Raw genomic sequence first — 21,620 nt, forward strand, 5'->3', positions numbered from 1 at the left:
AATGTATAAAAAGCAATAAATTGATTTTGTTTAAAGTGTCTTGCTGATTGAATTTGATTCGTATTGAGCTTCAAACCAACGATTTAGTCTTAAATTGATTAGTCCGAAAAATTCATTTTGCATACCATCATACTCAAGGCCTATACCATCCGTCATTACCACTAAGGTGTAAAGTGGCTCGCCGGTATCATCAAAATAAATGCCGGTATCATGGAAATACTCATCTAAGTAACCGTATTTCACAGCCATATTATCATTGACATAATATTTTAGTAACCAATGAGGTTGGGCTGTTAACATCGTGTCAACGACATTAGAATAATAATCAGAAGAGGCAATCGCAATTAAGATACCTTCTAAGACATCTGCATTCACATGATTAAATTGATATAATTCAGGATCGTAAATATCTGCACCGCTAAGCATTAACATATCGTTTTGATGGTTACCAATATTATTAAAGTAATAATGCGTTAATAAATTCCAAGCGGTATTGTCTGAATTGACTAACATCTCATAGATTAAATCTTGCAGAGCGTAACTTGGTTGGATAGGACTATTGGTAATATTGCCGCCGCCTTCTTCAAACATTGCCTCAACAAAGGGGATTGGTGTATCGTAAGACAGATACCCTTCATTGATTAATGAAGTATAGAGTGCTGCCGTCGCCACTTTGGTCGTGCTAGCTCCTAGCATGGTAATGTCACTATTTAAACCATAGTGCGTATCATCAATAAAGTCATAGAACGCAATAGAGATTTGGTCACTATTGTATCCAAATTCGCTAATCGTATCGTATAGAATATCGTCTACGGTCTTGTTTTCTATTGAATAATTTTGATCAACATCTTTTAACAGATCATTGGCTTGAACAACCATCAAAGGCGTGACACCGAATGACCAAGCAAAGAGACATAAACAGCATGTTGCAAAAAATTTTTTAAGCAATTTCTTCACCTCTAATAAAAATACCCAATCATTATAACATACAAAAAATAGATAGCTACTCTTTTAATGTGAAGATTTGGTGAATTTCACAAAGAATGTCATTGAATGAGGTGGTTAGCTAGGCTTTATCTCGTTATGACCATTGCCGTATTTGTGAAAAATGAGTCTTAATCACTTAATTATCATTGCCGTACTTGTGAAAAATGAGTCTTACACACTTAATTATGATTGTCGTGGTTCGCAATTAATTGATAATCGTTTAAAAAATGATCGGATACTTTTTTGTTGGGGCGTAAATGTTGTTGGGCAAATTGAATAATCCATCCGTGAAAAGCGGCCCATTCAGCAACGGTTAAGTCACCATTGTTTTCAGCAAATTGTTTTACGGCGGGATAAGTTAAAGGGACAGGCGCCTTCAGTAATTGAAAAAGTCGACGCGCATAATTATCGGCTATAAAGACGGGTTCGTTAAAAACATACATTAATAAAACATCTGCCGTTTCAGGTCCGATACCACGCCTTTTTAATAATTCTTTACGTAGAGAAGGACCATAATGGGCTTTAATCTTGTCATATTGGTCTTCAAAGGTTTTGGTCCATTCGAAAAACTCTAAAATATTTCGGGATTTATTTTCATGAAAACCACTTGAATGAATTAGTTTTATTAACTCTTGTTTGGAAAGTTGTCGAATTGTTTCTGGAGAAAAGCTGGCATTTTGCCTGATTTGATTGAGTGAAAGTTCGACATTATGCCAGGTAGTATTCTGGACTAAAAAGGCACCGATGACAATTTCGTGCTTGCTTTCATGTGGCCACCAATCTTCGATGCTCCCTTGATAATGTGTTTTTAATAAGTTAAATAGTTGATTAACAGTAATCAATTGATTGTCCATATAGCTGCTCCTTTATGATTTTTAATGTAGGTAAATGAAAGAATCACTCCATGTAACAAGGATTATAGTGAAAATTTTGCGTAAAGTCATCAAAATAGATTATAATGGAAAGGGCAAAGGTGGTCATGAATGTGAGCTATTTTCTTTTAATTTTTTGTATTAGCAGTTTGATTTTTAAGAAGATTCTGGTAAAAATATCTGGGAATTCAATGGCTCCTACTTTTCACTCAGGGGATATTGTTTTATCAAAACCAATCAGAAAAATTCGAAGGTATGATATTGTTATTTTTAAAAGAAAAGAGAAACTGTTCATTAAGCGTGTGATTGGCTTGCCTGATGAAACCCTACGCCTATCACCTAAAGGTGTAGAAATCAATCAAAGAATATTATATGAACCCTATTTAACAGAAGCGAATCGATATTATTTACGTCGTCCAATGGAATGTATCATTCCCAACGATAGTTATTTTGTGTTGGGAGATAATCGGCGCAGTTCTGTCGACAGTCGTACTTTGGGCGTCATTAAAAGAGAAGAAATTATCGTTAAAATATTTTCAAAGTAAAAGAGTGCTATATTTTGGAGGTTACCTTAATGAAACGAATTTTAGTTGTTGATGATGAGAGTTCAATCGTAACATTATTGCAGTATACGTTAGAAAATGCCGGTTATGAAGTAGATGTCGCATTAGATGGTAAGACGGCTTATCAAATGATTAAAACCGTAAATTATGATTTTATTGTATTAGATGTGATGTTACCACAAATGAGTGGGATGGACGTTTGCCGGCGCGCTAGACAAAAAGGCATTCAAACTCCAATATTAATGTTAACAGCTCGTGCAGATGAATATGATAAAATTATTGGTTTAGAGCTAGGAGCTGATGACTATATGACGAAACCCTTTAGTCCAAATGAAGTCTTAGCTCGAATCAAAGCCATTTTAAGAAGATCATCCGTTAGTCATTATCGAGTTGATGATGAAATTGAAGAAGCGGAAGTTGAAGAAGTGCGAATGACACCGGATAATTCAGTACCGATACCTGAAAATAATACCGAAAAAACTTATGGTGAGCTTACTATTTTAACTGATCGATTTGAAGTCTGGGTTCGTGGAGAACAAATCGAAATTACACCAAAAGAATATGAACTATTAGTCTATATGACAGATAGACAAGGTCGAACTTTGAGTCGAGAACAATTATTAACACAAGTTTGGCAATTTGATTACTTAGGAGAGACTAGAATTGTGGATGTTCATATTAGTAATTTAAGAGAAAAAATAGAGCGTAATAATAAAAATCCAGAATATATCATTACCGTCAGAGGGTTCGGCTACCGTTTTGAGGTACCTGATTATGCAAAATAATCCTAAACTTCTAAGTAACCGCAATATTCTATTCATTATTATTGTCTCCATCTTTACTATTGTGCTAGCTGTATTGGCCCTAGATGCAACCGTTCATCGGATGGTCATGCAAGATAGAATGAATCAAGTAATAGAACCTATCCAATTACAGTTGAAAAAAAACCAGCCTCTTTCTAAATTGAAGTTAGAGGCAATTGAGGAACAGTATGATGTGTCCATTTTATGGTTTCAACGAGAACAGTCTTTAACCAATCAATTGCCGGAGCTATCATATGATAGTAGCAATTTAAATGAAAATATTAAAAAATTGATTTCAGAACAAGTCCATGAAGTAAACAGTAAACCTAAAATATCGTTGAGATCATCTCATTATTTAGCCATCATTCCTTTAACCGAAGCGAGTATAGCTAACTGGGTAGTAGTGGTGATGCCAGCGATTAGTTTAGTAGACAATAATTTACAGATTTTATCCGTCATATTAGTCGTTATCATTATCTTGTTAGCCATCGTGATTAGCCTTTTTTGGAGGTACTATTTTATTCCGCTTCGTAAGTTAAATGTTGTGTTACATAAGCTTTTGAATAAGGATTATCAGTTGCAATTTCCCTTAATACAAAGCGTTCACAATGGCATAGTGGGAGAAATGACACAATCACTCCAACAATTGAGTTCGAATTTAATTAAACAAGAAAATGCTTTATCCACTACGGTTCATCAGCGAAGTGTTCTAATCAATCATCTCATTTTGGGTATTGTTGTTGTTGATTCAGAAGGAAAAATTGTTTTAACCAATCCAGCGGCTAATGCGATGTTGGATATTGTAGATAGAAATATCGGCGAGCATTATACAAGTGTTATTAAAAGTTATCCTATTTTATCGATGATTGATCGAGTACGCCAAAATCATTTAGCACAACGAGAGGAAGTTGAACTATGGGTGCCGCATACTCAAATTGTTGACGTTAATATTGTTCCTTATGGCCAAGGAAATATCAATGATGAAATTTTAATTTTATTATATGATTTAACGGCTATTAGAAGGTTAGAAGAAGTGCGATCTGAATTTGTCGCCAATGCTTCACATGAACTAAGAACGCCGGTAACAGCGATCAAAGGCTTTGCTGAAACACTACAAAATGGTGCCATGGAGAACCCAGCGATTGCGATGAAATTTATTAATATTATTGCGGACGAGAGTCATCGTTTGGAGCATATTATTCAAGATATTTTATCGTTATCACGAATTGAAAAGCAACAAGTTGCGATTAATGTTACTAGTTTTGATTTAGTAGCGAAGATTCAAAGCATGTCTCATTTATTTGCTGAGCGTTTGGAACAGAAAAACATGCAATTGGTACTACCGAATTCTGGTCCGATAATGATTGAAACAGATGAACAACGAATTGAAAATATCGTAACCAATCTAATTGATAATGCGATTAACTATTCTGAGGACAATAAAAAGATTATAGTTCGTACTGAAGAAAGTTCACGAATGGTTCGTTTATCGATTATTGACCAAGGGGTAGGGATTCCTCCGGAAGAACAAGAGCGAATTTTCGAACGGTTTTATCGTGTAGATAAGGCCAGAAGTCGTCAAACGGGTGGGACAGGATTAGGATTATCAATCGTTCGTCACTTAGTAAAAACAATGAATGGAACCATTTCAGTTGAAAGTAAGGTAGGTCAAGGTTCTACTTTTACCGTCAGACTGCCTAAATATTGGGGGAAAAGAAATTTAGAAGGAAAAAATTAAAAAAATAATATAAAGATTTTAGAAACGTTTTCTATAAAAGAAAGCCCTATAAAGGAAGAGAAAGATTATATTACGACGAGAAAAATAATCTTTCTCTTATTTATTTACGTTCGATTTACAAAACTAATCTTATTTTAATTTTAGACACTTTTTACTGCATCTAGGTTTACAATAACCTTACTTAACCTTTCAGAATAAAACCGTTAAAATTGAAGGTAGAGAAATTATGGAGGAAGATTATGATGCGAGATTTTAAAGAGACATTCATGAAATATGTATTTTTATTTTGTGCGACTTTGTCGATTGTATCGATTATTTTGATTTTTTATTTTATTTTTCAAGGAGCAATTCCTTTCTTACTAAAGAATGGTGTTTGGAATTTTTTAAGTGGTAGTGTTTGGAGACCAACTGCATCAACACCTAAATTTGGGATCTTTCCAATGATTGTTGGATCATTTGCGGTTACAATTGGTGCTATTATTATTGGTGTGCCAATTGGTGTCTTAACAGCGGTTTTTATGGCTTACTTCTGCCCTGAAAAACTCTATCGCTATGCCAAACCTGCTATAAACCTAATGGCGGCCATTCCGTCGATTATTTATGGCTTTTTTGCTTTACAATTACTGGTTCCTTTATCTCGACAATTGTTTGGTGGAACAGGGATGAATATTATCACCGCTTCGATATTATTGGGAATTATGATATTACCTACTATCATTGGACTATCAGAATCTGCAATTAGAGCTGTGCCAAAAGATTTTTATTCAGCTAGTATGGGGTTAGGGGCTACCCATGAACGCTCAGTGATGAGTGTGGTCGTACCGGCAGCTCGTTCAGGTATTTTATCTTCTGTAATTTTAGGGATTGGACGGGCAATTGGTGAAACAATGGCGGTCATTTTAGTAGCGGGTAATCAACCGGCACTCCCTCGTCGCTTAACTTCTGGTGTCCGAACGTTAACGACCAATATCGTATTAGAAATGGGTTATGCGTCTGGGGATCACCGTGATGCCTTGATCGCTACAGCCGCAGTATTATTTGTATTTATCATTATTATCAATAGTATTTTCATGTTGATTAAGAAAAATAAGGAGGTAGCTTAATGAAATCGCATCACTTTATTAAAGGGTTAGTTTGGGCTGCCGCAATGTTTACTTTAGGGATATTATTGTTTATTATTGGTTTTATTGTTTGGAATGGTTTTTCATCAATGAACCTCAGTTTATTCGAATGGGAATATACCACTAAAAACGTCTCAATGATGCCGGCTATTATTTCAACTTTAGTCGTGGTGGGACTTTCTTTATTAATTGCCGCACCAATCGGTGTTTTTACTGGTTTCTATTTAGTAGAATATGCGGATCGTTCAAGTAAAATTTTACCGATTATTCGTTTAGCCACTGATACTTTAGCAGCAGTTCCGTCGATTGTTTATGGTTTGTTCGGGATGCTATTTTTTGTAAATAGAGTGTTCGGTAGCTTCTCACATTACGCTGGTATTTTAACGATAACAATCATGATTTTACCTATTATTATTTCATCGACAGAGGAAGCTTTATTATCTGTTCATAATAGTTTGCGAATGGGGAGTTTAGCATTGGGTGCTGGTAAGCTTAGAACTATCTTTACCGTAGTATTACCGGTTGCCATGCCAGGGATTTTATCAGGACTCATCTTGGCGACGGGTCGTATAGTTGGGGAGTCGGCTGCTTTGCTTTACACTTTAGGTTCTTCATCTAATATGATCAGAAACCTTAAGTCTCCAGGTCGTACATTAGCAGTACATATGTACGTTTTATCTCAAGAAGGTTTCCATGTGAAAGAAGCGTACTCAACGGCGACGGTTTTAATTATTTTAGTATTAATCATCAACTGGTTATCCACTCGATTAGGTAACAAGTTAGCAACAGGGGGAAGATAAGATGGCAAAGGTAAAATTTGATATACAAAATTTAGATTTCTATTATGGTGATTTTCAAGCACTTTATAATATTAATATGGAGATTGAAGAAAAATTAGTCACAGCATTTATTGGACCTTCAGGTTGTGGTAAATCAACGTTTCTAAAAATCTTAAATCGGATGCAAGACTTGGTTCCTGGAACTAAAGTGGATGGTTTGGTTACTTTAGATGGTCAAGACATCTATAATCGAAACTATAATGTCAATGAGTTACGTAAACGTGTGGGGATGGTTTTCCAACAACCGAACCCATTCCCGAAGAGTATTTATGATAATATTGCTTATGGACCACGCACGCATGGAATCAAAGATAGTGCTCAATTAGATCAAATTGTTGAAGAATCGTTAAAAGGAGCTGCTATTTGGGATACCGTCAAAGATAAGTTACATCAAAATGCGACTGCACTGTCTGGTGGGCAACAACAACGTATTTGTATCGCGCGAGCAATTGCGAATAACCCAGAAGTCTTATTGATGGACGAACCCACTTCAGCCTTAGACCCAATTTCGACCAATAAGATTGAAGAATTAGTTCATGAATTAAAAGAAAAATATACGGTTGTGATTGTAACCCATAATATGCAACAAGCGGCCCGTATTTCCGATAAAACAGCTTTCTTTTTAAATGGAGAAGTGATAGAATTTGGAGATACCGAACAAATCTTTGGATTCCCAGTAGATAAACGTACAGATGATTATATCTCTGGTCGTTTCGGCTAATAATTATTCCAAATAGGAGGAATTAAGATGAGAAGTGTATACGAGCAAGAGTTAAAAGATTTATATGTTCAATTGACAAGTTTAGGAAATGCAGCCAATGAATCATTACATAAAGCGGTAACTGCTTATCAAAATGACGATAAAGAATTGGCACATGAATTATTTAGTGATGATTTAAGAATTAATGCGTCTACTGCAGATATTGAAAAAGCTGCTTATCGTATTATTGCCTTACAACAACCAGTAGCAGGAGACTTGCGTTTAATCTTCACTGTTTTACACTGTTCACAAGATATTGAACGTATTGCCGATCATGCGGTATCGATTGCGAAAGCAACGATGCGTTTAGATGAAAACTTTAAAGACGCGCCCCAAATTAATCAAGTATTAATGGAAATGGCCGAAAAAGTTCAAGTGATGTTAACGGATGCGATTACGGCATTTATGGAACAAGATTCACGTGGAGCTAAAGCCATAGCAGAGCGTGACGAAGAAGTCGATGCGCTATTATCTAAGCTCTTTAAAATCGTGATTAAAGATATGGAAGAACAATCGGATGTTATCACATCTGGTGTGAGCTATATCGGTGTTGCGCGTAATTTAGAGCGTATTGGTGATTATGTGACGAATATCTGCGAACGGATTGTTTACTTGAACACAGGTGAGATTGTTGAATTAAATTAAAAATATTTTTCTCTGATGACTTTGCTGATTGAAGTTGTCAGAGTTTTTTATTTTTCTAAGTAACATTTTTATGGATTATTTGTTGAAAATAATAAAAATAGTGCCATCACGGATGCTTGTATGGAGGTGAAAATTCAATGTTTTTACTGGAGTCGGTGAGTGTCACTGGAAATGTTTACGTTGAATTTACAATTAATTTACAATAAATTTACAATAAATTGATAATTGAATGTTATATTTAACATGTACCACAAAGGTATTGATGAAAACTTTTATTTAAGAGGAGAATATTAATATTATGAAAAAAGCTTTATCAAAAGTAGCAATTGCATTATTAACTGCATCTGCAGCATTACCTTCAGTATTCGCACAAGAAGGATTAATTAACGTAGTATCTCGTGAAGATGGTTCAGGAACTCGTGGAGCTTTCGTTGAATTAGTAGACGTTGTAGATGAAAACGGCGATGATATGACAGACCTTTCAGCAGTTATCCAAAACAGTACAAATGGTGTTATGCAAACAGTAGCGGGCGACGCTAACTCTATTGGTTATATTTCTTTAGGTTCATTAAATGAAGATGTTAAAGCTTTAACAGTTGACGGTGTAAAAGCTTCAGCTGAAACCATTAAAGCTGGTGATTACAAAATCGCTCGTCCATTTAACGTTGCATGGAAAAAAGATGGACTTTCTGAAATCGCTGAAGACTTTTTAAACTTTATCCATTCTGAAGAAGGACAAAAAATCGTTGAAGAAGAAGGATACATCAAGTCTAAAGATGAAGCTACTGAATACGAAGCTTCAGGATTAAAAGGTGAATTAACCTTAGTTGGTTCTACTTCAGTTTCTCCAGTTATTGAAGTATTAGGAGAAGCTTATAAAGCATTAAACCCAGATGTAACCATTTCTGTTGAATCAGTAGGTTCTTCTGCAGGTATCGAAGCAGCCAATAACGGTACAGCTGATTTAGGTATGGCTTCACGTGAATTAAAAGAAGAAGAGGCTGAAAACTTAGATGTTGACGTAATTGCTTTAGATGGTATCGCAGTTATCGTTAATAAAGATGCTGAAATCGAAGATATTACTTTAGAAAACTTGAAAAAAGTTTACTTAGGTGAAATCACTGATTGGGCAGACGTTAAATAATTAACATAAACACAAAACCTTATTAAGATTGAAACAGTCTAGTTCGCTAGGCTGTTTTTTTACTATTGATACAGACTAATATAGAGATTGACCAAAAGTGATGCAATTGATACACTTATAATGAGTTGTAAGCGTATAATTGGTGTTGGAATACTGGTTGTACGACATTATTTATAAGAAATGAGGGATTTTGGTGTATAAATTGATTGGCATCGTGGGCTCCAATGCAAAAAGTTCTACCAATCGGATGTTATTACAGTATATGAAAAAGGCGTTTGCAGATAAAGCGACGATTGAATTATTAGAAATAGATGCTTTTCCATTATTTAATAAACCAGCATTTGATCAACTTCCTCCTGTAGTCATAGAGGTAGCGGCTAAGATTGAACAAGCACAAGGGGTGATTATTAGTACTCCAGAATATGATCATACGATACCAGCGGCATTAAATAATGCACTTGCTTGGCTTTCATATGGGATTTATCCATTTGTTGACAAGCCCGTCATGATCACCGGCGCTTCATATGGTGTATTGGGATCGTCTCGCGCTCAACAACACTTACGTCAAATATTAGACGCTCCAGAACTAAAAGCGCGTATCATGCCGAGTTCTGAATTTTTATTAGGACATTCATTAAAAGCATTTGATGAAACAGGAAACTTAGTCAATGCAGAAAATAAAATTAAATTGTCGAAGTTGTTTGATGAGTATTTATCGTTTATTAATGTGATGGAAAAAGTCACTCAAGCAACATCGGTTCATAGAAAAGAAGCAGAGAATTATAATTGGGAGAAAAGAGAGGTGAATTAAATAATGAAATTAGTCGGTCTAGTCGGTTCAAATGCAGAACATTCATACAATCGCTTGTTATTAAAGGAAATTAAAGCCCGCTTTCAGCATCTATTTACTCTAGAAATCTTGGAAATTTCTAAAGTGCCACTCTTTAATGCTTCTGCTGATGATCTTGATCTCGAGGAGGTTCAATACTTAAATCAACGTATTTTAGAAGCAGATGGTGTTATTATTGCGACACCTGAACACAACCATACGATTCCACCAGCTTTAAAAAGTGTTTTAGAATGGTTGTCATACAAACTGCATCCATTTGAAGATAAGCCGGTGATGGTAGTTGGCGCCAGTTATGATGTACTCGGCACTTCTCGGTCGCAATTACATTTGCGACAAATATTAGAAGCGCCAGGTCTAAGAGCCCATGTCTTTCCAGGAAATGAATTTTTATTAGGCCAAGCGAAAGAAGCCTTTGGTGAAAATGGACGGCTAGTTGACGCTAAAACCATTCAATATTTATCAGAATGCATTGAAAAATTTGTTCGCTTTGTTCATGTTTTAAAACAAGTCGAACAACCATGTCATCGTAAACAAGGTATTATTCATCAGAGCTATCAACTTGGTGATTTTTCAAAAGGAATGGATGATTCAGAGGTATCAGAAATCATCCAACAATTAAAGTCAGGAGAAAAAGAAGTCGCCCATTATCATGTGCCTACGGGAAATAAAGACCAATATATTGTTCACACCTTTCAAACTGTAACAGATGAAGACGGAAGTATCGTTTCGATTGAAGAGTTTATCATGGATTATGCACAAATAATTGAACAATATTTAAAGCAAACAGGACAATCTCTAACGAACGAGGGAGACTTAACCACAACGAAACAAAGTCTATACACAGAACCCGAAATCCCTGAAGTAGATGTGTTAAGTAGCGCTAGTCAGCATTTGGAATCAAAAAATCCACCATTACAAAGAAATGAGACGATCGAAGCGAAGGTTGATGCGACTTCCAGTCCAACGCAATTAAGTGCAGCTGGAGAAGCAGAACCAAGTGAAAAGGCTAAAGCAAAATTTATTTATGTCAATGAACAACTAAAGGAACAACCAAAGCACTCAGCGACAACACAAGATACTCAACCTCAGATTATAAAAGTAATCGACGTAGGTTTTAATGACACAAATACCTCAAAACAAGACGTAGATACTACCACTACGGCGACCGTTAAACATTTAAACCATGAAAGTAAAAAAGAAGAGAAAATACAAGAAACACAACTTCCAACAGCAAACGTAGAAAAAGCAACGAAATCAGATACAACAGAAGCTGAATCAGAAGCCAAATCAGGTCATCGACCAACGATGATAGATACTACTTCGGGAGCAAGTGACCAATATTAAATTTTTAGCATAAAAAAACGTGGCGAGTACCAATCATCCAAGAAGATGTTAGACTAACCACGTTTTATATTATTTAGGCTAAAAATTGTTCGATGGCTTCAGGAACAGCTGAACTATTATTGACGATTTTACCATTCAATTTAATCAAGCCAACAGTATATAAATTGACATATCCAAATTGGGATTCTGCAATTTCTTGTAAGGCTTCGATTTTTTGTTGGTTAGTTCCACCTAATTGACGGGAGTCAGTGTATAAACCCACAATTGGGATACCAGCTTGATAAGCGACACCAATTTCTGAAGCGACACCTGGATCGATGACTTGTCCATCTAAGACTGCTAGTAACACATCGCTCGATAGGACAGCTTCGGTATCTAATTTGGCAATCATAGTTGAATCAGCATAAGCATTTTTATCGTTAATTTCACCCTGTTCTTGAGGCAAGAAAATTTCTAGGTCAGGTAGAGCTTCTCGAATTGTTTGAGCTAATTTAGCATTAAAAGCTAGTTCCATTTCAGTAAATAACGGGGCAGCAAAATATAATTTCGACATATCATAACCTCCAAAATCATTTAAACTACTCTTCATTATAGTGAAGCAAATCGAGAGAAGCAATTAGAAACAATGGAAATATTTTTCATACTACCGGAAAATTCGTGATAAAAAAGTTGGTTAATAAGTTAAAGTGGCTACGCGATAAATTAATTTAAAAAGAAAGCGTGACAAGAACTAAAGAGGTGTGAAGAAGGGACACAGGTAGAAACTGATCAGTCATTGTTGTATGCTAAGCAACTCAGTTTAACGCAAATAAAATATCGCAAAACCACGAGCATCATTCATGACAGAAGGGGTTGACAGAAGTTAAAGATTAATGTAATATAATAAGTTGCAAAGACGCAGGAAAGTAGTTTAGAAAACGGGTTGAAATATTGTCCAACAGCGTTTTCACGAAAAGAACAAAAGATACGAGCCAATAATTTTTCAAAAACTCGATCTCTTTTGTCTTTTTTTTGCCTAAAAATAGTACAAAAAGCGATTTGTTAGCTAAATGTAATATTTGTAACACAAACGTAACTTTCGGCGCTTTAATATTTAGAAGGGGTGAACAGCTTGAGTCAGCATCATATTGTAAAATACGGTAAAAAAGCTCAAAGACGTAGTTATGCGCGAATTGATGAAGTTTTGGAACTACCAAACTTAATCGAAATTCAAACTGATTCCTACCAATGGTTCCTTGATGAAGGATTGCGAGTAATGTTTGAAGATATTTCTCCAATTGTTGATCATACTGAGAATTTGGAGTTACATTTTATTGATTATGAATTTAAAGAAGCAAAATATAATTTAGAAGAGGCACGTAGCCATGATGCCAACTATTCTAAACCAATTTATGTGACTTTACGTTTAGTTAATAAAGAAACAGGAGAAGTAAAAGAACAAGAAGTATTCTTTGGTGATTTCCCAATCATGACCGAAATGGGTACATTCATTATTAACGGTGCTGAACGTGTCATCGTTTCGCAATTAGTTCGTTCTCCAGGTGTTTACTATCATGACCGAGTGGATAAAAAATCGCGTCATAGTTATACATCAACTGTCATTCCTAACCGTGGTGCATGGTTAGAATTTGAGACGGATGCTAAAGGAATTGCTTATGTGCGTATTGACCGTACACGTAAATTACCTTTAACCGCATTAGTTCGTGCATTAGGTTTTGGTTCAGATGAAGAAATTATTGATATTTTCAGTCAATCTGAATTATTAGATTTAACATTAGAAAAAGATGTTCATAAGAATATCACTGATTCACGTGTGGAAGAAGCCCTTAAAGATATTTACGAGCGTCTACGTCCAGGTGAACCAAAGACAGCAGAAAGCTCACGTAACTTATTAACAGCACGCTTCTTTGACCCACGTCGTTATGACTTAGCACCTGTAGGTCGTTATAAAGTTAATAAGAAATTACATTTAAAACATCGTTTACTTGGTCTAACATTAGCTGAAACGTTAGCTGACCCTGAAACAGGAGAAGTTATCTTTAGTGAAGGGACAGAATTAGATCAAGAAAAAATCGATATTTTAACACCATACTTAGATAACAATATTAATTTGGTTACTTTGCATCCGGCACCTGAAAGTGTTGTTGCGGAACCAATTGATTTACAAGTTATTCGTGTTTATTCACCAGCCGACCCTGAAAAAGTTATTAATATTATTGGTAATGGTAATATCGAAGGCGTTAAAAACTTAACACCGGCTGACATTATCGCCTCAATCAACTACTATTTAAACTTAGAATTAAACATTGGAACAACTGATGATATTGACCATTTAGGTAACCGTCGTATTCGTTCAGTGGGTGAATTATTACAAAACCAATTCCGTATTGGTTTAAGCCGAATGGAACGTGTGGTGCGCGAGCGTATGTCCTTACAAGATACTGCGACCATTACTCCACAACAATTAATTAACATTCGTCCGGTTGTAGCAGCTATTAAAGAATTCTTCGGTTCTTCTCAGTTGTCACAATTTATGGACCAATCAAATCCATTAAGTGAGTTAACTCATAAACGTCGTTTATCAGCCTTAGGGCCTGGTGGTTTAACGAGGGACCGTGCTGGATACGAAGTGCGTGACGTTCACTACTCTCACTATGGTCGTATGTGTCCGATTGAAACACCTGAAGGACCAAACATCGGATTAATTAATAGTTTATCTACCTATGCGAAAATTAATAAATTTGGTTTCATCGAAACACCTTACCGTAAAGTAGACAAAGAGTCCTTAAAAGTTACTGATGAAATTGTTTACTTATCAGCCGACGAAGAAGATTTATATACCGTTGCACAAGCTAACTCATTATTAAATGAAGATGGTTCATTCGTAAATGATGTAGTAATGGCACGTTATATTTCTGAGAATATAGAAGTACCAGTAAGTAAAGTTGACTTTATGGACGTTTCACCTAAACAAGTAGTAGCGGTAGCGACAGCTTCAATTCCATTCTTAGAAAACGATGACTCTAACCGTGCTTTGATGGGAGCGAACATGCAACGTCAAGCAGTGCCATTGGTTAATCCACAATCACCATTGATCGGAACAGGTATGGAATATAAAGCAGCTCACGACTCGGGAGCAGCCTTATTGTGTAAACGTGACGGTGAAGTAGTTTATGTGGATGCGAATCGTGTGAAAGTTAAAGTAGCGGATGGTTCTACCGATGAATATCGTTTAACTAAATTTGCTCGTTCAAATGCGGGAACTTGTTACAACCAACGTCCAATCGTAAAATTAGGGGATATCGTTGAGAAAAATGATATCTTAGCGGACGGACCTTCAATGGAAAATGGCGAAATGGCCTTAGGACAAAACCCATTAGTAGCCTTCATGACTTGGGATGGTTATAACTATGAGGACGCGGTCATCATGTCAGAGCGTTTAGTGAAAGATGATGTTTATACTTCTATTCACATCGAAGAATATGAATCAGAATCGCGTGATACGAAATTAGGACCTGAAGAAATTACGCGTGAAATCCCTAACGTAGGTGAAGATGCCCTTAAATACTTAGATAAGGACGGTATTATTTCTATTGGGGCTGAAGTGAAAGATGGTGACATCTTAGTAGGTAAAGTCACACCTAAAGGGGTAACCGAATTATCTGCTGAAGAACGTCTATTACACGCAATTTTTGGTGAAAAAGCTCGTGAAGTCCGTGATACTTCATTACGTGTGCCTCACGGTGGTGGCGGTATTGTTCATGATGTTAAAATCTTTACGCGTGAAGCTGGCGATGAATTAGCACCAGGTGTAAATAAATTAGTTCGTGTCTATATCGTTCAAAAACGTAAAATTAGTGAAGGGGATAAAATGGCCGGACGTCACGGTAATAAAGGGGTAGTATCCTTAATAATGCCGGAAGAAGACATGCCGTTTATGCCTGATGGAACACCAATTGACATTATGTTAAACCCATTAGGGGTACCTTCACGTATGAATATTGGACAAGTATTAGAATTACACTTAGGTATGGCTGCTCGTCAAATGGGCATTAAAATTGCGACTCCAGTCTTTGATGGTGCGACCGAAGAAGATGTTTGGGATACCGTTAAAGAAGCCGGATTAGAACAAGATGCGAAGACCATTCTTTATGATGGACGTACAGGAGAACCATTTGACCGTAAGATTTCTGTTGGGGTTATGTATATGATTAAATTAGCCCACATGGTTGATGATAAATTACATGCTCGTTCAACAGGACCTTACTCATTAGTAACGCAACAACCTTTAGGTGGTAAAGCACAATTTGGTGGACAACGTTTTGGTGAGATGGAAGTTTGGGCACTAGAAGCTTATGGTGCTGCTTATACTTTACAAGAAATCTTAACGTACAAATCCGATGATGTTGTGGGACGTGTGAAAACATATGAAGCAATCGTTAAAGGTCAACCAATTCCGCGTCCAGGTGTACCAGAATCCTTCCGCGTATTGGTAAAAGAATTACAAGCCTTAGGATTAGATCTTAAAGTATTAGATGCAGATGATAATGAAATCGAATTACGTGACGATGACGATGATGATGACGTAATTAACTACAATGCATTAGATAAATATCGTGAAGAACAAAAACAAGCTGAAAAAGCTAAACTAGAAGCAGAAGTTGGCGAAACAGAAAACAACACTGAAAAAGAGTCAGCAGAAGTAGAAACAGTTGAAGAATAGCCTAGGTGCCATTGGAGTATTAGGCGCTCCAAAATAAAAAAAGGAGGTCGGCCCCTTGATAGATGTTAATAATTTCGAAGCCATGCAAATTGGCTTAGCATCCTCCGAAAAAATTCGTAGTTGGTCATACGGTGAAGTAAAAAAACCTGAAACCATTAACTACCGTACATTAAAACCTGAACGTGACGGATTATTCTGTGAACGTATTTTCGGACCAACTAAAGATTGGGAATGTAGCTGTGGTAAATTAAAACGCGTTCGTTATAAAGGACGCGTCTGTGATCGCTGTGGTGTTGAAGTAACGAAAGCAAAAGTACGTCGTGAAAGAATGGGACATATTGAATTAGCTGCTCCAGTTACACACGTATGGTATTTCAAAGGAATTCCAAGTCGTATGGGATTAGTATTGGATATTAGTCCACGTTACTTAGAAGAAGTGATTTACTTTGCTTCATACATCGTTATTGATCCAGGTGATACCCCGTTAGAATTTAAATCATTGTTAACGGAAGCAGAATATCGTGAGAAAAAACGCGAATACGGTGACCGTTTCTATGCCAAAATGGGTGCAGAAGCCGTTAAAGAATTATTAGAAATGGTAGACGTTGAAAAAGAAGTTGAAGAATTAAGAGAAATCTTAAAAACAGCAACTGGTCAAAAACGTACACGTGCGATTCGCCGTTTAGACATCTTAGATGCTTTCAATGAATCAGGTAATAAACCAGAATGGATGGTATTAGATGTCCTACCAGTTATCCCACCTGATATTCGTCCAATGGTTCAATTAGAAGGTGGACGTTTTGCGACAAGTGACTTGAATGATCTATACCGTCGTGTTATTAACCGTAATAACCGTTTGAAACGCTTATTAGATTTAGGTGCTCCTGGTATTATTGTTCAAAACGAAAAACGTATGTTACAAGAAGCGGTTGACGCTTTAATCGATAATGGCCGTCGTGGTCGTGCCGTAACGGGACCAGGTAACCGTCCATTAAAATCTTTATCGCATATGTTAAAAGGGAAACAAGGTCGTTTCCGTCAAAACTTATTAGGTAAACGTGTAGACTACTCGGGGCGTTCTGTTATCGTCGTTGGACCTAACTTAAAAATGTACCAATGTGGTTTACCAAAAGAAATGGCAATTGAATTATTCAAGCCTTTTGTAATGAAAGAATTAGTTGAACGTGAAATTGCTAGCAACATCAAAAATGCTAAACGTATGATTGAAACTCAAGATGATGCGATTTGGCCTGTAATTGAAGAAGTTATTCGTGAACATCCAGTGTTGCTTAACCGTGCACCTACGCTTCACCGTTTAGGAATTCAAGCTTTCGAGCCAACATTAGTTGAAGGTCGCGCAATCCGTCTACACCCATTAGTGTGTGAGGCATATAATGCCGACTTTGACGGGGACCAAATGGCGGTACACGTACCTTTATCAGAAGAAGCACAAGCAGAAGCACGTTTGTTAATGCTAGCAGCGCAAAACATCTTAAACCCTAAAGATGGTAAACCTGTTGTAACACCATCTCAAGATATGGTCTTAGGTAACTATTATCTAACTTTAGAAGAACCAGGACGTATCGGTGAAGGTTTAGTGTTAAGTAGTGTGGGTGAAGCAGAAATCGCTTATCAAAATGGTTATGTACATTTACATACACGTGTTGCCATTCCAGCTAAAGCATTACCTGGAAAACCATTTACTGAATGGCAAAAAGAACGTTTAATGGTGACAACAATTGGTAAATTATTCTTCAATGAAATTATGCCAATAGAGTTTCCTTACTTAAACGAACCGACTAATACTAACCTAACCCAACAAACACCTGATAAATATTTCTTAGAACCGGGAACAGATGTACCAGAAGCGATTGCTGCAATGGAGATGGTACCACCGTTTAAGAAAAAAGACTTTGGTAATATTATCGCAGAAGTCTTCAAACGATTCCAAATTACAGAAACGTCTGTGATGTTGGACAAATTGAAAAACTTAGGTTACAAGTATTCAACACGTGCTGGTATTACTGTTGGGGTTGCCGATGTATTACGTCTAGAATCTAAAGAGGGTATTTTAGAGGAAGCACATAAAAAAGTTGAAAATATCACAAAACAATATCGTCGTGGTTTAATTACCGAAGATGAACGTTATGGAAGTGTTATTCGTACTTGGGAACAAGCAAAAGATAAGATTCAAGATGATCTTAAGAGTTCATTACCAAGATTAAACCCAATCCATATGATGTCGGATTCAGGTGCCCGTGGTAATATCTCTAACTTTACTCAATTAGCGGGTATGCGTGGTAACATGGCGGCGCCAAGTGGTAAGATTATCGAATTACCGATTACATCAAACTTCCGTGAAGGATTATCGGTATTAGAGATGTTTATTTCTACTCACGGTGCTCGTAAAGGGATGACCGATACGGCCTTGAAGACAGCCGACTCAGGTTATTTAACACGTCGTTTAGTTGACGTAGCGCAAGATGTGATCGTTCGTGAAGACGACTGTGGTACGGATAAAGGGATTGTGATTACCGAAATTGCAGACGGAAATAGTGTGATTGAGTCATTAGAAGAACGATTAATTGGTCGTTATACTCAAAAAACAGTCCGTCATCCTGAAACAGGTGAGGTAATTATTGGACCAAATGAATTAATTTCTGAAGATTTAGCAGCGACTATCGTCAATGCAGGTATTAAAGAAGTAACGATTCGTTCAGTCTTTACATGTAATACACAACATGGTGTATGTAAAAAATGTTATGGCCGTAACTTGGCGACCGGATCTGAAGTAGAAGTTGGGGAAGCGGTCGGAACGATCGCAGCTCAATCAATCGGAGAACCTGGTACTCAGTTAACCATGCGTACTTTCCATACCGGAGGGGTTGCGGGTGGTGGCGATATCACTCAAGGTTTACCTCGTATTCAAGAGATTTTTGAAGCGCGTAATCCTAAAGGACAAGCGACTATTACGGAAGTAGCCGGTGTTGTGGAATCGATCGAAGAAAAAGCGGGCGACCGTTCGAAAGATATTACGATAGCTGGTAACGGTGATACTCGTACTTATAATGTTGCTTATCAAGCACGCTTGAAAGTAAAAGAAGGCGATATGGTTGAACGTGGTCAAGCATTGACGGAAGGTTCCATTGATCCAAAAGAATTGTTACGTGTTACTGACGTGATTACAGTTGAAAAATACTTATTACGTGAAGTACAAGCGGTATACCGTGGCCAAGGGGTAGAGATTGGCGATAAACACGTCGAAGTAATGGTTCGTCAAATGTTACGTAAAGTACGCGTTATGGACCCTGCAGGCACAAAAATTCTACCAGGTGCTTTAATGGATATCGCAGACTTTGCTCGTGCGAATGCATCTTCTATTAAAGCGGGAGAAATCCCTGCGACGGCGCGTCCAGTGTTATTAGGAATTACCAAAGCAGCCTTAGAAACGAATTCATTTATTTCTGCTGCATCCTTCCAAGAAACAACTCGTGTCTTAACAGATGCAGCCATTCGCGGTAAGAAAGATGTCTTATTAGGACTAAAAGAGAATGTTACAATTGGTAAATTAATCCCTGCTGGTACTGGTATGACCAGATATCGTAATATCAAATCAAACCTAGACGTACAAGCAGAATTAAACGAGGCTGAAGCAATAGCAGCGACCGAAGTAACTGAAACCACAGAAGTAGAATAATTTAGCGCAGTGGTTGAGTGATTCCAATTAAAGTCTCAATGACTTGTTTGAGAGCTGGTCACCTGTGCGAGTGGTGGACAGACGAAGTGAAAATCAATTGGTTTTCTACTTCTGGTTCACTCCCAATTCTGCGGGGGTGGACAGACGCAGCGAAAGTCATTTGGCTTTCTACGTCTTGCCCGCCTTCATTGAGAAGTAATAGAGGTTGAACTAAAACAAAAAAGTTTTGGTTCGACCTCTTTTTTGTTTGTTATAAAAGCGATTGATTCAGAAAATAACAGTCACTCTGATTCTTCTCTACTTTCAATCGGAAATCAAACTTAATTAAAGAATACTAATTAAATTAAAAATGTTATAATATTCAAATAAAAAAATAATGGAGAGATAACCAGAATAAAAAAACTATGTGAACTATTTATTTTATTTATACCCCTATAAATTATATGTATAGCGAAGTGTAATTATGCTATTGTGAATTACTGTTCAAAGTCTTATGATTAAGATAGTACATGAAGGGGGAATAAATAATGCGTAAAATTATTATGTTTGGTGTTCGGGATGAAGAAAGAATCGTCGCTGAGAATTGGGCGAAGGAACATCAAGTAGAATTATCAATAAATGAAGAAAATTTTACACCTGAATTAATCGAACGAGTGAAGGGTTATGATGGCTTATCTTTATCACAAGTAGGAAAATTAGATGAGTCATTATATGCACAATTACATCAAATGGGAATTAAGCAAATTGCGCAACGAAGTGCGGGAGTAGACATGTATAATTTGGCTTTGGCTAAAGAGAATGACATTATTATTTCAAACGTACCAAGTTACTCACCAGAATCGATTGCTGAATGGACAGTTGCAATGGCTTTAAATATCATTCGTAAATATGATTTAATTCAAGAAAGAGTGAATGAACATAATTTCTCATGGACACCTGAAATCCGCGGGCGTTTAATGGGAGACATGAAAGTTGCGGTATTAGGAACAGGACGTATTGGTCAAGCAGTGGCACGTTTCTTTAAAGGGTTTGGTTGTGAAATTATCGGTTATGATTTATATCCAAATACGCAATTATCTGATTTATTAACCTATGGTGACTCTATTGAAGAGGTCATTAAGGATGCCGATATTATTTCGTTACACATGCCAGCAACTGAAGAAAATCATCATTTATTCGATAAAGAATTATTATTAAAATGTAAAAAAGATGCGATTTTATTAAATATGGCACGTGGTGCTTTAATTGATACGAAAGCTTTAATTGAAGTATTGGATGAGGGGCATTTAATGGGAGCCGGTTTGGATACTTATGAAGAGGAAGGGCCATTGATTCCTAAAAACTTAACAGACCAAACAATTGAAGATGAGTTATTCCTGCAAGTTATTAATCATCCAAAGATCATTTATTCACCACACATTGCTTTTTATACGGATGAAGCCGTGAAGAACTTAGTTGAAGGTGGATTAAATGCAACATTAGAAGTCATTGAAACGGGAACGACCCGTAATCGTGTAAATTAATTAAATAATAA

The 21,620-nt window shown here is 36.6% G+C and carries 16 protein-coding genes; 13 read left to right on the forward strand and 3 right to left on the reverse strand.

The window, feature by feature from the left end; all coding sequences use genetic code 11:
- Positions 1–30: 30 nt before the first annotated feature.
- Together CYJ72_RS06210 and CYJ72_RS06215 are read right to left on the reverse strand one after the other, a co-directional pair.
- Positions 31–948 carry a serine hydrolase gene (locus tag CYJ72_RS06210; RefSeq protein ID WP_143740019.1) on the reverse strand — a complete coding sequence of 306 codons (918 nt, stop codon included), beginning with the start codon at positions 946–948 and terminating at the stop codon, positions 31–33.
- 218 nt (positions 949–1,166) lie between these two features.
- Positions 1,167–1,841, reverse strand: coding sequence for an endonuclease III domain-containing protein (locus tag CYJ72_RS06215; protein WP_066125779.1), 675 nt, complete (start codon positions 1,839–1,841; stop codon positions 1,167–1,169).
- Between the two features lie 131 nt (positions 1,842–1,972).
- Between CYJ72_RS06215 and lepB the strand changes: the two genes are divergently transcribed.
- The 10 genes from lepB (at position 1,973) to CYJ72_RS06265 (ending at position 11,666) form a co-directional block, all read left to right on the forward strand.
- Entirely contained in the window at positions 1,973–2,404 is a 432-nt protein-coding gene (lepB, locus tag CYJ72_RS06220; protein ID WP_168164944.1) for a signal peptidase I, read from the forward strand.
- A gap of 29 nt (positions 2,405–2,433) precedes the next feature.
- Entirely contained in the window at positions 2,434–3,207 is a 774-nt protein-coding gene (locus tag CYJ72_RS06225; protein ID WP_071408393.1) for a response regulator transcription factor, read from the forward strand.
- Positions 3,197–4,963, forward strand: a complete 1,767-nt coding sequence (gene pnpS / locus CYJ72_RS06230; protein WP_066125772.1) for a two-component system histidine kinase PnpS — start codon at positions 3,197–3,199, stop codon at positions 4,961–4,963. The genes CYJ72_RS06225 and pnpS overlap by 11 nt, the downstream gene beginning before the upstream one ends.
- A 239-nt stretch (positions 4,964–5,202) precedes the next feature.
- Positions 5,203–6,066, forward strand: a complete 864-nt coding sequence (pstC, locus tag CYJ72_RS06235; protein ID WP_066125770.1) for a phosphate ABC transporter permease subunit PstC — start codon at positions 5,203–5,205, stop codon at positions 6,064–6,066.
- Entirely contained in the window at positions 6,066–6,884 is an 819-nt protein-coding gene (gene pstA / locus CYJ72_RS06240) for a phosphate ABC transporter permease PstA (RefSeq protein ID WP_066125769.1), read from the forward strand. Before pstC ends, pstA begins: the two co-directional genes overlap by 1 nt.
- 1 nt (position 6,885) lies before the next feature.
- Positions 6,886–7,644: a phosphate ABC transporter ATP-binding protein PstB gene (gene pstB, locus CYJ72_RS06245; protein ID WP_066125767.1), complete on the forward strand. Its 759-nt coding sequence runs from the start codon at positions 6,886–6,888 to the stop codon at positions 7,642–7,644.
- A gap of 27 nt (positions 7,645–7,671) precedes the next feature.
- Positions 7,672–8,328, forward strand: coding sequence for a phosphate signaling complex protein PhoU (gene phoU, locus CYJ72_RS06250; protein ID WP_066125765.1), 657 nt, complete (start codon positions 7,672–7,674; stop codon positions 8,326–8,328).
- Between the two features lie 298 nt (positions 8,329–8,626).
- Entirely contained in the window at positions 8,627–9,472 is an 846-nt protein-coding gene (locus CYJ72_RS06255) for a substrate-binding domain-containing protein (RefSeq protein WP_101813669.1), read from the forward strand.
- Between the two features lie 247 nt (positions 9,473–9,719).
- Entirely contained in the window at positions 9,720–10,283 is a 564-nt protein-coding gene (locus CYJ72_RS06260; protein ID WP_373276904.1) for an NADPH-dependent FMN reductase, read from the forward strand.
- Between the two features lie 3 nt (positions 10,284–10,286).
- Entirely contained in the window at positions 10,287–11,666 is a 1,380-nt protein-coding gene (locus CYJ72_RS06265; protein WP_284628705.1) for an NADPH-dependent FMN reductase, read from the forward strand.
- Between the two features lie 73 nt (positions 11,667–11,739).
- Here CYJ72_RS06265 and CYJ72_RS06270 read toward each other — a convergent pair whose 3' ends face one another.
- Positions 11,740–12,219, reverse strand: coding sequence for a nucleoside 2-deoxyribosyltransferase (locus tag CYJ72_RS06270; protein ID WP_066125591.1), 480 nt, complete (start codon positions 12,217–12,219; stop codon positions 11,740–11,742).
- Positions 12,220–12,777: 558 nt separating this feature from the next.
- On the opposite strand from CYJ72_RS06270, the gene rpoB reads away from it, so the two are divergent.
- The 3 genes from rpoB (at position 12,778) to CYJ72_RS06285 (ending at position 21,609) form a co-directional block, all read left to right on the forward strand.
- Positions 12,778–16,389, forward strand: coding sequence for a DNA-directed RNA polymerase subunit beta (gene rpoB, locus CYJ72_RS06275; protein WP_371441398.1), 3,612 nt, complete (start codon positions 12,778–12,780; stop codon positions 16,387–16,389).
- A 55-nt stretch (positions 16,390–16,444) separates the two neighbouring features.
- A complete protein-coding gene (gene rpoC, locus CYJ72_RS06280) occupies positions 16,445–20,086 on the forward strand; it encodes a DNA-directed RNA polymerase subunit beta' (protein ID WP_066125594.1) in 3,642 nt (1,213 codons plus the stop codon).
- A gap of 527 nt (positions 20,087–20,613) precedes the next feature.
- A complete protein-coding gene (locus CYJ72_RS06285) occupies positions 20,614–21,609 on the forward strand; it encodes a D-2-hydroxyacid dehydrogenase (protein WP_284628710.1) in 996 nt (331 codons plus the stop codon).
- Positions 21,610–21,620 lie beyond the last annotated feature (11 nt).

Source organism: Globicatella sanguinis (assembly GCF_002847845.2).
GTDB classification, from domain to species: domain Bacteria; phylum Bacillota; class Bacilli; order Lactobacillales; family Aerococcaceae; genus Globicatella; species Globicatella sanguinis.

Bases quoted from the DNA above. Each gene is read 5' to 3' on its own strand.
- CYJ72_RS06215 (WP_066125779.1), bottom strand. From the start codon at position 1,841: ATGGACAATCAATTGATTACTGTTAATCAACTATTTAACTTATTAAAA.
- CYJ72_RS06225 (WP_071408393.1), top strand. From the start codon at position 2,434: ATGAAACGAATTTTAGTTGTTGATGATGAGAGTTCAATCGTAACATTA.
- pnpS (WP_066125772.1), top strand. From the start codon at position 3,197: ATGCAAAATAATCCTAAACTTCTAAGTAACCGCAATATTCTATTCATT.
- pstC (WP_066125770.1), top strand. From the start codon at position 5,203: ATGATGCGAGATTTTAAAGAGACATTCATGAAATATGTATTTTTATTT.
- pstA (WP_066125769.1), top strand. From the start codon at position 6,066: ATGAAATCGCATCACTTTATTAAAGGGTTAGTTTGGGCTGCCGCAATG.
- pstB (WP_066125767.1), top strand. From the start codon at position 6,886: ATGGCAAAGGTAAAATTTGATATACAAAATTTAGATTTCTATTATGGT.
- phoU (WP_066125765.1), top strand. From the start codon at position 7,672: ATGAGAAGTGTATACGAGCAAGAGTTAAAAGATTTATATGTTCAATTG.
- CYJ72_RS06255 (WP_101813669.1), top strand. From the start codon at position 8,627: ATGAAAAAAGCTTTATCAAAAGTAGCAATTGCATTATTAACTGCATCT.
- CYJ72_RS06260 (WP_373276904.1), top strand. From the start codon at position 9,720: ATGTTATTACAGTATATGAAAAAGGCGTTTGCAGATAAAGCGACGATT.
- CYJ72_RS06265 (WP_284628705.1), top strand. From the start codon at position 10,287: ATGAAATTAGTCGGTCTAGTCGGTTCAAATGCAGAACATTCATACAAT.
- CYJ72_RS06270 (WP_066125591.1), bottom strand. From the start codon at position 12,219: ATGTCGAAATTATATTTTGCTGCCCCGTTATTTACTGAAATGGAACTA.
- CYJ72_RS06285 (WP_284628710.1), top strand. From the start codon at position 20,614: ATGCGTAAAATTATTATGTTTGGTGTTCGGGATGAAGAAAGAATCGTC.